The 12,525-nt window shown below is 63.3% G+C and carries 8 protein-coding genes; 3 read left to right on the top strand and 5 right to left on the bottom strand.

Annotated features, from left to right (window positions below):
• Positions 1–41: 41 nt before the first annotated feature.
• Positions 42–929, bottom strand: a complete 888-nt coding sequence (locus tag ACSSU5_RS21785) for a LysR family transcriptional regulator (protein WP_264313668.1) — start codon at positions 927–929, stop codon at positions 42–44.
• A gap of 112 nt (positions 930–1,041) precedes the next feature.
• Here ACSSU5_RS21785 and ACSSU5_RS21780 point away from each other — a divergent pair, with 112 nt between their 5' ends.
• Together ACSSU5_RS21780 and ppnN are read left to right on the top strand one after the other, a co-directional pair.
• The gene (locus ACSSU5_RS21780) at positions 1,042–2,103 is read left to right on the top strand and encodes a YeiH family protein (protein WP_492559792.1); all 1,062 of its coding nucleotides are present in this window, start codon (positions 1,042–1,044) and stop codon (positions 2,101–2,103) included.
• A gap of 173 nt (positions 2,104–2,276) precedes the next feature.
• Positions 2,277–3,650: a nucleotide 5'-monophosphate nucleosidase PpnN gene (gene ppnN, locus ACSSU5_RS21775; RefSeq protein ID WP_264313670.1), complete on the top strand. Its 1,374-nt coding sequence runs from the start codon at positions 2,277–2,279 to the stop codon at positions 3,648–3,650.
• Positions 3,651–3,934: 284 nt separating this feature from the next.
• On the opposite strand, the gene pssA is transcribed toward ppnN, so the two are convergent.
• The 3 genes from pssA to ACSSU5_RS21760 all read right to left on the bottom strand — a co-directional run bounded on the left by pssA (position 3,935) and on the right by ACSSU5_RS21760 (position 9,103).
• Positions 3,935–5,263, bottom strand: coding sequence for a CDP-diacylglycerol--serine O-phosphatidyltransferase (gene pssA, locus ACSSU5_RS21770; RefSeq protein WP_492559791.1), 1,329 nt, complete (start codon positions 5,261–5,263; stop codon positions 3,935–3,937).
• 311 nt (positions 5,264–5,574) lie between these two features.
• Positions 5,575–7,833, bottom strand: a complete 2,259-nt coding sequence (gene katG / locus ACSSU5_RS21765; protein WP_492559790.1) for a catalase/peroxidase HPI — start codon at positions 7,831–7,833, stop codon at positions 5,575–5,577.
• Positions 7,834–8,224: 391 nt separating this feature from the next.
• Positions 8,225–9,103 (bottom strand): DMT family transporter, encoded by an 879-nt coding sequence (locus ACSSU5_RS21760; RefSeq protein ID WP_492559789.1) that lies wholly within the window; start codon positions 9,101–9,103, stop codon positions 8,225–8,227.
• Between the two features lie 247 nt (positions 9,104–9,350).
• Here ACSSU5_RS21760 and ACSSU5_RS21755 point away from each other — a divergent pair, with 247 nt between their 5' ends.
• A complete protein-coding gene (locus ACSSU5_RS21755) occupies positions 9,351–10,175 on the top strand; it encodes an aldo/keto reductase (protein WP_492559788.1) in 825 nt (274 codons plus the stop codon).
• Between the two features lie 152 nt (positions 10,176–10,327).
• Here the strand turns inward: ACSSU5_RS21755 and ACSSU5_RS21750 are convergent, their stop codons facing one another.
• The gene (locus ACSSU5_RS21750) at positions 10,328–12,427 is read right to left on the bottom strand and encodes a putative bifunctional diguanylate cyclase/phosphodiesterase (protein WP_492559787.1); all 2,100 of its coding nucleotides are present in this window, start codon (positions 12,425–12,427) and stop codon (positions 10,328–10,330) included.
• Positions 12,428–12,525: the final 98 nt, after the last annotated feature.

Below are 12,525 nucleotides of genomic sequence, written 5' to 3'. Positions count from 1 at the left end.
CGCGATGAGAACCTCGCGGCCTCTCAAGCATGTGTTTAACGTCAGCCCATTTCCTGGGGCCCCACACACAACGCCATGAACCGCGCCGCCGCCCGCGAGGGCGTGGCCGCATGGGGCATCAAGATAGAAAAGCGCCTCACCAACGGCTGCGGTGCAATCCGCAACCGCCGCAACACGCCATCCTCATGCCGAATCGACATGGCCGACACAAAGCCAATACCCATCCCTGCCCGCACCGCCTCCTTTACCCCCTCTACCCCGGCAATCTCCAGCGCGACGCGCATTGCCACGCCATTGCGGGCAAACGCCCGCTCGACAATCTGCCTCACCCCCGAGCCACTCTCGCGCAGCACCAGTGGGTAGGCACCTAGCGCCTCCAGGGTCTGCTGTTCTTCACCTGCCAGCGGATGACCACTGGGCACGATTGCGACGATCTCGTCCTCACGCCACGGCGTTACCCCGGTGCCCAGGGGCAGCTCCTGCCCGGGAGGCCCCTCGATCAAGGCGATATCGACACTGCCCAGCGCGGCGACAATTTCAGCTGTGTTGCCATTAGAGGTGCTCACCGACACGTCGGGGTAGCGGGCATGGAAGTCGGCGATCAGATAAGGCAGCAGATAGCTGGCCGGCGTGGTACTGGCGCCGATCCGCAAGCTGCCGCGCTCCAGGCCGCGCATCGCCTCGCGCAGGGCCTGAGCCTGGCGAAAGGTATCGCGCAGGCGCTCGGCATGGGCCAGCAACTGCTCCCCCGCAGCCGTGAGCCGCACGCCGCGGCCGGCGCGTTGGTAGAGAGGTTCGCCGAACGCCTCCTGCAGCAACTTGAGCTGCCCGGACACCGCAGGCTGCGACAGGTGCAAAGCCTGGGCCGCATGGCTGATGTTGCCATGCTCGGCGACGGTGGCGAATGTTATCAGCTGTTCTGGGGTCATGAATTCAAAATATCAGCTAAACGGATACTTCACATCCTAAATTACGATTTTTTATAAGCTTATAACCAGATTAACGTAGGCCTTGTCGAAATACTTTTCCCGGAGGACTCACATGGCCACGGTTCCGTCCCACCCCGCCTACACGCCTACCCTCTCTACCCGAGGGCGGCTCAATGGCATTCTGTTCGTCGCCCTGTTCGCGCTTGCCGTCACTCAGCTTGCGGCGTTGCCTGCCATCGCCAATCTGGGTATCAGCCCATTGATTGTCGGTATCGTCGCTGGTGCCTTGTACGGCAACGCGCTGCGCGATGGTGTGCCGGCCAGTTGGGCCGCTGGTATCAACTTCTCGGCCCGCGGGCTGTTGCGCATCGCGGTGGCATTTTTCGGCCTGCGGGTTAGCCTGCAGGAAATCGCCGAAGTCGGCTGGTCGGGGCTGACGGTTTCGTTGCTGGTGGTGGTCAGCACCCTGTTGATCGGCCTGTGGTGTGGCATGAAGCTGCTCAAGCTGGACCGCGACACCGCGCTGCTCACCGCTGCCGGCAGTGCCATCTGCGGCGCCGCTGCGGTGCTGGCCTTCGAATCGGCGCTGCGCAGCGCCCCGCATAAAAGTGCCATGGCAGTCGGCAGCGTGGTGCTGTTCGGGACCCTGTCGATGTTCCTTTACCCGCTGGCCATCAATGCCGGCTGGCTGCACTTGGATACCCTGGGCGCCGGCCTGTTCCTGGGCGGCACACTCCACGAAGTGGCCCAGGTGGTAGGCGCAGCGAGCAACGTCAGCCCCGAGGTAACGCATATCGCCACCATCGTGAAGATGACCCGGGTGATGTTGCTGGTACCGGTGCTGCTGGTGGTGGGGCTGTGGATCAGCCGTTCGCGCAAAGCAGGTCAAGGGCAAGGCAACGGGCGCATCGCCATGCCCTGGTTCGCGTTCGGCTTCCTGGCCCTGGTGCTGGTGAACTCGCTGCAGGTGCTGCCCGGCAATGTGACCCAGGCAATCAACAGCCTCGACACCTTTGCCTTGACCATGGCCATGACGGCACTGGGGATGGAAACGCGCTTCAGCCAGATCCGCCAGGCAGGGCCACGGGCGCTGCTTACCGGGGCAATCCTGAACCTGTGGCTGGTGGGGGGTGGGCTGGCGATTACCCTCGGGGTGCAGAAGCTGCTCGGGTGATCTGAGACCGCGTTGCCTGCTTCCAGAGCCTGCGCCAAACCTGTGGGAGCGGGCTTGCCCGCGAATAAAGCGACGCGGTCTCAAGGTTTTTCAGCGCCCCCCTCGTTGCCGCCCACATTTCTCGGTATGGTGGTGTCAAAGAAGGATGTTTTACCCGCACAGGAAAGACTTAGATGCCTCAACGCCATGTCATAAATGCATCCGTCAGCCCCAAAGGCAGCCTGGAGACGCTGTCGCAACGTGAAGTGCAGCAACTGAGTGAAGTCGGTACCGGTAGCCTTTACACCCTGTTCCGCCAGTGCGCCCTGGCCATTCTCAATACCGGCGCGCATGTCGACAATGCCAAGACCATCCTCGAGGCCTACAAGGACTTCGAGGTGCGTATCCACCAGCAGGACCGCGGCGTACGCCTTGAGCTGTTGAACGCCCCGGCCGATGCCTTCGTCGATGGCGAGATGATCGCCAGCACCCGTGAAATGCTGTTCAGCGCCCTGCGCGACATCGTCTACACCGAAAGTGAGCTGGCCAGCCAGCGCATCGACCTGGAAAGCTCCCAGGGCATCACCGATTACGTGTTCCACCTGCTGCGCAACGCCCGCACCCTGCGCCCCGGCGTGGAACCGAAGATGGTGGTGTGCTGGGGCGGCCACTCGATCAGCAGCGAGGAATATCAGTACACCAAAAAGGTCGGCCACGAGCTGGGCCTGCGCAAGCTGGACGTCTGCACCGGTTGCGGCCCTGGCGTGATGAAGGGCCCGATGAAGGGCGCCACCATCGCCCACGCCAAGCAACGCATGCACGGCAGCCGCTACCTGGGGTTGACCGAGCCGGGCATCATCGCCGCCGAGGCGCCCAACCCGATCGTCAACGAGCTGGTGATCCTGCCAGACATCGAGAAGCGCCTTGAAGCCTTCGTGCGTGTCGGTCACGGGATCATCATCTTCCCGGGCGGCGCCGGTACTGCCGAGGAGTTCCTCTACCTGCTCGGCATTCTCATGCACCCGGACAACCAAGGCCTGCCCTTCCCGGTCGTCATCACCGGCCCGCGCAGTGCCGAGCCGTTCCTGCTGCAACTGCACGCCTTCGTCGGCGCCACCCTCGGTAAAGCCGCCCAAGGCCACTACCAGATCATCATCGATGACCCGGCCGAAGTGGCGCGGCACATGGTCGAGGGGCTCAAGGAGGTCAAGCAGTTCCGTCGCGAGCGCAATGACGCCTTCCACTTCAACTGGCTGCTGAAGATCGATGAAGGCTTCCAGCACCCGTTCGACCCGACCCACGCCAACATGGCCGAGCTGGCCCTGCGCCACGAGCTGCCGCCGCATGAACTGGCCGCCAACCTGCGCCGAGCGTTTTCCGGCATCGTTGCAGGTAACGTCAAGGACAAAGGCATCCGCCTGATCGAAGAACACGGGCCGTACCAGATCCGTGGCGACAGTGCGGTACTGGAGCCACTGGGCCGGTTGTTACAAGCGTTCGTCGACCAGCACCGGATGAAGTTGCCGGGCGGTGCCGCGTATGTGCCGTGCTACCAGGTAGTGACCTGAAAACAATGGCCTAGCGCTTGATCTTGATCTTGATCTTGATCTGCTTTTGATCTTGATCTGGCTTTTGACCTTCAGCGACTCAGGAGGCCGAGCGCAGGACTTGCGAAGGGAGGTGACGGGCAAGGATGCCCGTCAAGCGCTGGGGCCCAGGATGGGCCCTACAGCGCGGTCCTCCCGGGAGCAAGGCCGAGGTGACTAAGCGTCAGCGCCGCCACTGGATCAACCCCAGCCATCAAAACCAACACCAAAAAAACAATCAAGAAGCCAGCCCCGCTCGCTCACCGTCAAAGCACCCGTTTGATCAACGGTTCCAGCCGGCTGTAGCGCAACCGCCGGAGCAACTTGCGTACCTCCTTGGGGTGCTCGGCCTTGACCCCCAGCTCGGCCGCTGAGTCGATTTTCCTTGCATGCCGGCGTATCCCCGCCAACTCCGCCTCCCGCGGCACCAGCCACTGCCCTTCGGGGTCATCGATCAGCAGGCCATTCTCAAGGTCCAGGTTGAACCCACGCGGATTGAGGTTGTTACCGGTCAGCAGCGAAAAACGCTGGTCGATCCACAGCCCCTTGGCATGAAAGGTGTGCCCGGGATCGTTCCAGATCCGCACTTCGAGCTGGCCACTGGCAAGCGCGGCCTGGCGACGACGGGTAAAGGCGCGCAGGTTATCCTCATAAAGGTAAGGCAATGCGCCGCTGGCACTGAACGGCTCGCCAGGGGCGATATAGAAGTCATTGGCAGTGCGATCGCCGACGATCAGCTCCAGCCGCACGCCACGGTCTAGCGCGTGGTCGATTTCGCGCATCAATACCCGAGGCGGATTGAAATAGGGTGTGCTGATGATGATCTGCGCGCGCGCACCGGCCAGCAGTGCGCAAAGTGCTTTGTTGAGCGGATTGCCCCGCCCGACGCCAAGCAGAGGGATGACCCGCAAGCCCTGCCCCGCTTCGCCAGTCGGCACGTCATAGACCATGCGCCGCAGCCGCGCACGCAGCCGCCGGATGTCACCGCGCAAGCTGCGGGTGGCGGGCGGCGCCGGCAGGTCGAGGCGCGGCGTAGCCGTGTGGTGCAGTAGACGACGCACCAGATCGACCATGGCATCGGCCAGCGCGGGCGACTCGAACACGTGATAGCGGTCCAACCGGTAGCGGTCAAAACGGTGCAGGTACACGTTGTTGAGGCTGGCACCGGTGTAGATCACACAGTCGTCAATGATGCTGCCTTTGAGGTGCAATACGCCAAACAGCTCACGGGTCTGCACCGGCACGCCATGGATCACCACGTCCAGCCCACGCAGCTGGCGCTGGGCCTGGTACCAGGCGGCATTGCCAGGCTGGCGCCCGCCCCCCAGCAAGCCACGACGGGCACGGAACCAATCAACCACAATGACGATTTCCAGGCCTGGCCGCGCGGCCTTGGCCTGGTACAGGGCATCCAGCACTTCCTGCCCGGCCTCGTCTTCCTGCAAGTACAAGGCGACGATGACGATGCGCCGGGTCGCCGCCGCGATGCGCTCAAGCAGGCACCTGCGGTAGGCCGCTGCATCGGGCACTACCTGGATCGCCTCAGGCGCGATGGCGAAACCTGGCAGCGCCGCCAGCATGGATTCGGGGTTCACGTTGGTTCACCTTCTGTTTGCAATCAGGTCCATTCCTGGCCGCCAGCCCGGGGTGTAGATCGACCGGGTAACGACCTATAACAACAAGAATCATGCGAGGCCTGTGTTTCTCAATGCCCCCGACGAATCACGCCTCAGCTTGCACAGGAAGATCGCAATGGTCCACCCCGTTTCTGAATTGGTGGGATGGCTACCGGCCCATTCGCGGGCAAGCCCGCTCCCACAGGTCCAACACCAGGCTTGAGACGGTGCTGATCCTGTGGGAGCGGGCTTGCCCGCGAATGGGCTGCAAAGCAGCTCCGGTCATGCACTCAACTCAAATCAAAGCGGTCCAGCTCCATCACCTTGACCCACGCTGCGATGAAGGCCTTCACGAACTTGTCCTGGCCATCGCTGCTGCCATACACCTCGCTCAGAGCGCGCAACTGGGCATGGGAGCCGAACACCTGGTCAACGCGGCTACCCGTCCATTTCACCTGCCCGGTATTTCGGTCACGGCCCTCAAACCGCTCGTTGTCAGCCGACGTCGGCTTCCACTCCACGCCCATGTCCAGCAGGTTGCGGAAGAAGTCGTTGCTCAAGGTACCGGGTTTGTCAGTAAACACCCCATCCTTGCTGCCACCGTGGTTGGCGCCCAGCACGCGCAGGCCACCGATCAGCGCGGTCAGCTCGGGCGCAGTCAGCGTCAGCAGTTGGGCCTTGTCCAGCAGCAGTTTCTCGGCCTTGACGCTGTAACGGTCCTTGGTGAAATTGCGGAAGCCATCTGCCAACGGTTCCAGCACCGCGAACGACTCGACATCGGTCTGTTCCTGCGAAGCATCGACGCGACCGGGGCGGAACGCGACGCTGGCGCTGTAACCCGCATCCTTGGCTGCCTTTTCCACCGCTGCGGTACCCGCCAGCACAATCAGGTCGGCCAGGGAGACCTTCTTGCCGCCGTTGTTGAACTCGCTCTGGATCCTCTCCAGTGCCGCCAGCACCTTGCCCACGCCCTGGTTTGCGGCCCAGTCTTTCTGCGGCGCCAGGCGCAAGCGTGCACCATTGGCGCCACCGCGCTTGTCGGACCCACGGAAGGTCGAAGCGGATGCCCAGGCAGCAGAAACCAGCTCGCCCACGCTCAAGCCCGAAGCCAGGACCTTGGTTTTGAGCCCAGCGATATCCTGCTCACTCAGCGACGACGGGTCGGCTTTGGGCAGCGGGTCTTGCCACAGCAGCTCTTCGTTGGGCATTTCCGGCCCGAGGTAGCGCGCAAGCGGGCCCATGTCGCGGTGGATCAGTTTGTACCAAGCACGGGCGAACGCATCCGCCAACTGCTCGGGGTTGTCCTTGAAGCGCCGGGCGATCGGCTCGTAGATCGGGTCGAAACGCAGCGCCAGGTCGGAGGTGAGCATGGATGGCGCATGTTTTTTGCTCGGGTCATGGGCATCCGGCACGGTGCCTGCGCCCTTGCCTTCCTTAGGCCGCCACTGGTGCGCGCCGGCCGGGCTCTTGGTCAGCTCCCAGTCGAAGTTGAACAGGTTGTTGAGGTACTCGTTGCTCCATTGGGTTGGAGTAGACGTCCAGGTCACCTCCAGGCCGCTGGTGATGGTGTCGCCTCCCTTGCCGGTGCCGAACGTGTTGGCCCAGCCCAGGCCTTGCTGCTCCAGGCCTGCGGCTTCCGGTTCGGGGCCGACGTTATCGGCCGGGCCGGCGCCATGAGTCTTGCCGAACGCATGGCCACCCGCGATCAGGGCTACGGTTTCCTCATCGTTCATGGCCATGCGGCCGAACGTCTCACGGATGTCCTTGCCCGACGCGACCGGGTCGGGGTTGCCTTCAGGGCCTTCCGGGTTGACGTAGATCAGGCCCATCTGCACGGCGGCCAGCGGGTTTTCCAGGTTGCGCTCGGCGGACAGGTCGCGGTTCTGTTCTTCGCCGTGCTTGGCAGGTTCGGCCACCAAGTCACCTTCACCGGGTGGCTGGGCCTTGACCTGCTCCTTGCCGTAGCGGGTATCGCCGCCCAGCCAGACCTTTTCCGAACCCCAGTACACGTCCTCATCCGGCTCCCACACATCGGCGCGCCCGCCAGAGAAACCAAAGGTCTTGAAGCCCATGGACTCCAGCGCAACGTTACCGGTGAGGACGATCAGGTCGGCCCAGGAAATCTTGTTGCCGTACTTCTGCTTGATCGGCCACAGGAGGCGCCGGGCCTTGTCCAGGCTAACGTTGTCCGGCCAGCTGTTGAGCGGCGCGAAGCGTTGCTGACCCGAGCCTGCGCCACCTCGGCCATCACCAATACGGTAAGTCCCAGCGCTGTGCCAGGCCATGCGGATGAACAGCGGGCCATAGTGGCCGAAGTCGGCGGGCCACCACGCCTGGGAGTCGGTCATCAGGGCCTTCAGGTCTTGCTTGAGGGCCTGGAAATCGAGGCTTTTGAAGGCTTTGGCGTAGTCGAAATCCGGGTCCATCGGATCGGACTTGGAAGAATGTTGGTGGAGGATCCTCAGGTTGAGCTGGTCAGGCCACCAGTCACGGTTGGTGGTGCCGCCACCTGCGGTTTGATGGAACGGGCATTTCGATTCGTTCGACATCTGTGGGTACCTCTGGGTCGGTTATCCAGATTTCCGGTCTATGCCAGGTGTTCTATCAGCCGAGCACTTGGGCTCATGCCTACCCCTCATCAGGTCGGGTCGGTCTTTTGCCGACGCGGGGCGCGCGATGCTGTCATGGCGGGGTGGCACGGTCTTGAACACAGGTGCTCAGACGCGACCCGCAGGCGGAATTCGCAAGGCCAGGGGAAAGACTAGTCGAGCTTGGGCAGACTTCTAATAGAGCGCGTATTCCGGGGTAATAGGCTGGCTCTGTCAGCGCTTTTCCGTGCCGGCCTCTTCGCGGGGCAAGCCCGCTCCCACAGGTTTCGCACGGGCCTCGAATCTTGTGCAGTACTTGTGCAATGGTGCCCAGGACAACGAACCGGCGGTTTCACTTGCGCCGCTGCATCCACGCCGCGCCCAGCCCACTGAGGCAGATGATCGAGATGCCCACCAGGCTCAGGCTGTCCGGCACCTGGCCAAAGATCAACAGCCCGAGCAGCCCGGCAAACACGATCTGGCAGTAACTGAACGGTGCCAGCAACGCAGGGGCTGCATGGCGAAACGCCTGGGTCAGCAGCAAGTGGGCAGTCATGCCGAAACCACCCAGCGCCAGCATCAACAGCGCGTGGTCCCAGCGCGGCACTTCCCAGAAGAACGGCACCAATGCACTCATTGCCAGGGTGTTGCACAGCCCTGCATAGAAGTTACTGGTGGTCGGGCTGTCATGGGCAGCCAGAATTCGTGTCAGCAACTGATAGAAGCAGAAGCCCAGCGCCGAGCCGAAGGGGTACAGGATCGCCGGCGTAAACATCGCGCCACCGGGGTGCACCACCACCACCACCCCGATAAAGCCCATCACTACCGCCACCCACTGCCCCACCGTCACCCGCTCTTTGAGCAGCGGCGCCGACAAGGCGGTGACCAGCACAGGCGCAAGGAAGTTGACCGCCGTGGCCTCGGCCAGCGGCAGGTACTGCAGGCCGGTGGTAAACAGCAGGCTGGTGCTGAGCAGGCTCAAGGCACGCAGGGTCTGCAACAGCGGGCGACGGGTGCGCAGTACGTTGAGGCCAGACTTTGGCAGGAAAATCCCGGCCATCAGCAGGGTGTGCACCACATAGCGGGCCCACACCACCATGATGATCGGGTACAGGCCACCGAGGAACTTGGACAGGGCATCGTGACTGGCAAACAGGAACGTCGCCATCACCACCAGGGCGATGCCACGCAGTGGTTGGTTGACTCCGGACAGCGGTGTGCTGGAACTCATGGCGTTCTCGACGGCGGCGCGGCTGGATGCTGTGCCCAGGGAAAGCCGCGCAGGGCAGGCCTGGCGGATGCAACAGCTCGAATTCTAGAAGAGATGCAAGAGAATAAGGAAGTTCAAATGCCGCCTGTCCAGGCCTGAAGCAGTTTCTGTTCGCTGATCGACCACTTTCGGCCTGCCGCGCATGGTCCGCACCGCGCTGATCGAAGACCATCTGCTACGGACTCTGCAACCACTACAAGGAATTGTCATGCGAAGGCTCACCACCCACAACGGCCTGGACCTGCCCTGCATTGGCCTGGGCACCTGGCCGATGACCGGCACCGAGTGCACCCAGGCCGTGCGCCAGGCCCTGGACCTGGGCTACCGACACATCGACACCGCCACCGCCTACAACAATGAAGCGGCTGTGGGCCAAGCCCTGCGCGAAAGCGACGTGCCACGCGAGCAGATCCACCTGACCACCAAGGTCTGGTGGGATCGCCTGGAACCCAACGCCATGCGTCAGTCGCTGGAAGCCAGCCTGCGCGCGCTGGGCACCGAGCAGGTAGACCTGTTCCACATCCACTGGCCCGGCAAGGACTGGGACCTGGCCCGCAGCATCGAAACCCTGGTGGCCCTGCGTGACGAGGGCAAGGCGCGCAGCATTGGCGTGGCCAATTTCCCACTGGGCCTGCTGCGCCAAGTGGTCGAGACCCTGGGCGCACCGTTGTCAGCCATCCAGGTGGAGTACCACGTGCTGCTCGATCAACAACCGCTGCTCGACTATGCGCGCCGCCACGACCTTTTGCTCACGGCTTATACCCCGCTGGCACGCGGGCAGGCCGCGCAGCAACCGGTGATCCAGTCGATTGCCCGCAAGCATGGCGTACTGCCGAGCCAGGTGGCGCTGAAGTGGTTGCTCGACCAGGATGGCGTGGCGGTGATCCCAAAGGCCAGCAGCCGCGAAAACCAGCTGGCGAACCTGGCGGCTCAGGATGTGCGGCTGGATGATGAAGACCGGGCGTTGATTGCAGGTTTGCCGAAGGATCGGCGCGTGGTCAGCCCTGAGTTCGCGCCTGACTGGAATAGCTGAGCGTGAGCGGGGCCGCTACGCGCCCCATCGCCGGCAAGCCAGCCTCCAATCCTGTGGGAGCGGGCTTGCCCGCGAATGGGCACACGCGACGCCTGGCACCGGCTTCGCCGGTGTTCGCGGGGCAAGCCCGCTCCCACGGGCCTGGCTATCACCTAATCCGCCAACAAAACCACCTGCTTCAAACGCTCACTCGCCGGCGCCGGCCGGCCATACAGATAACCCTGGAAGTGCGAGCACCCTTCCGCCGCCAGCCGCCGCATCTGCTCTTCTGATTCCACGCCCTCGGCGGTGGTCTTGATCATCAGGCTGTTGGACAGCTCGGTAATGGCACGAATGATCGACATCGCTTCGCGGCTGTCGCACATGTCATGCACGAACGACTTGTCGATCTTGATGCGGTCGAACGGGAACGAGCGCAGATACCCCAGCGACGAATACCCGGTGCCGAAATCGTCCAGTGAAATGGACACCCCAAGGTCCTTCAGCGCTCTCAGGGTGCGCACGTTCTCTTCACTGTTGCCCAGCAACACCGACTCGGTGATCTCCAGCTCAAGGCGTCGCGCCGGCAGGCCCGAGTCAGCCAAGGCCAGGGCCACGATGTGGACCAGGTTGGCATGCTTGAACTGCACCGGGGACAGGTTGACCGACACCATCTGCTCGCTGTCCCAGCTGGCCGCTTCTTGGCAGGCCAGGTTCAATGCGCGGATGCCGAGTTCATGGATCAACCCGGTCTCTTCAGCGATGGGGATGAAGTCCATGGGCATGACCATGCCGCGGCTCGGGTGCTCCCAGCGCATCAACGCTTCGTAACCCGTCACGCTGCTGGTCTGCTGGTCGACCACCGGCTGATAGTGCAACTGCAGCTGGCCCAGGTGCAACGCCGTGCGCAGGTCGGTTTCGACCAGGCGGCGCTGGCGGGCGGCCACATCCAGTTCGACGTTGAAGCACTCGTAACGGTTGCGCCCATTGCGCTTGGCTTCGTACAGGGCCATGTCGGCGTAGCCCAGCAGTTGCTCGGCTTGGTCGTTGTCGTCCGGGGCAATGGCCACGCCGATACTCACACCCACGCTGAACTGGTGCCCCTCGATCTGAAACGGCGGGCAGATCGCATTGATCAGACGCTGGGCGGTGTTGCACGCGGCATCACGGCCATCCAGGCCAGTGAGCACCACGGCAAACTCGTCACCGCCCAGGCGGGCCAGGGTGTCGTGCTCGCGCAGTTCGCGGCGCAGGCGCTTGCCCAGGGCACGCAGCAGTTTGTCGCCGAAGGCATGGCCGAGCGAATCGTTGATGTTCTTGAAATTGTCCAGGTCCAGGCACAGGGCAGCAGTCAGCTTGGCGTGCTCATCACCGCGCACCAGGGCTTGGCGCAGGCGCTCATGGAACAGCGTGCGGTTGGGCAGCCCGGTCAGGGCATCGTGGTGCGCCATATGGTGGATCTGCGCATGGGCGGCCAACTCTTCGGTGGCATCTTCGGCCACGAACAACACGTAGTCGGCCTGGCCCTTGCGGTTCTGGCTGAGCAGCGTACGGCTACGCAAGGTGCGTGGGCCACACACGGTGTCGACTCGGGTCTCGTCGGCGTAGCCTTTGGTGCTGCGCGCGCCACGGGCGAGCTGTTGCTCCAGGTACTGGGCAGCGGGCGGCGCCAGGCTGTCGGCGGGCAGTTGCCCGATCATGCTCGTGCCTGGCCCACCGAACAGGCGCTCTGCCTGTTGGTTGGCCAGCAGGATGCGCTGGCTCTCCAGGTCCTGGACGATGACACTGGCGGGGATGTTGGCAATTACCGAGTCGAGAAACTGCGACAGCTTGGCCATCTCCTGGCTGTACTGTTCGGCCAATTCCTTGGCCTTGAGCAGCTCAAGCTCCTGATGATGGCGTTCGGAGATGTCGCGGGTGACCTTGGCGAACCCTACGAGGCGGCCGGAATCGTCGCGCACTGCGTCGATCACCACATGCGCATGGAAGGCCGAGCCATCCTTGCGCAGGCGCGAGCCCACCTCTTCGAAGCGCCCCGTGCTACGCGCCTGTTCAAGGTTGTAGTCGGGCAGCCCGGCCGCACGTTCGGCATCGCTGTAGAACACCGAGTAATGCTGGCCGACGATCTCGTCGGCATGGTACCCCTTGGCCCGCTGGGCGCCGGGGTTCCAGTTGGCGACGACGCCTTCGGGGGTAAGCAGGTAGATGGCATAGTCCACCACACTCTGGATCAACAGCCGGTACATGATGTCGGGGCTTGCGACTAGCGACATGAAATTAACCTGAACCTTCGACGGGCACGAAAAGGAACCCCGACACTGCGCGGCCGGGTCTTGTACAGAGGTAGTGGCATTATGCCGCTCACCTGATT

This window comes from Pseudomonas sp. E1MeOHC2 (assembly GCF_058745025.1).
This window is presented reverse-complemented; position numbering and strand designations above follow the sequence as displayed.

Coding starts and splice junctions, on each gene's coding strand:
- ACSSU5_RS21785 (WP_264313668.1), bottom strand. CDS start 929: ATGACCCCAGAACAGCTGATAACATTCGCCACCGTCGCCGAGCATGGC.
- ACSSU5_RS21780 (WP_492559792.1), top strand. CDS start 1,042: ATGGCCACGGTTCCGTCCCACCCCGCCTACACGCCTACCCTCTCTACC.
- ppnN (WP_264313670.1), top strand. CDS start 2,277: ATGCCTCAACGCCATGTCATAAATGCATCCGTCAGCCCCAAAGGCAGC.
- katG (WP_492559790.1), bottom strand. CDS start 7,833: ATGTCGAACGAATCGAAATGCCCGTTCCATCAAACCGCAGGTGGCGGC.
- ACSSU5_RS21760 (WP_492559789.1), bottom strand. CDS start 9,103: ATGAGTTCCAGCACACCGCTGTCCGGAGTCAACCAACCACTGCGTGGC.
- ACSSU5_RS21755 (WP_492559788.1), top strand. CDS start 9,351: ATGCGAAGGCTCACCACCCACAACGGCCTGGACCTGCCCTGCATTGGC.
- ACSSU5_RS21750 (WP_492559787.1), bottom strand. CDS start 12,427: ATGTCGCTAGTCGCAAGCCCCGACATCATGTACCGGCTGTTGATCCAG.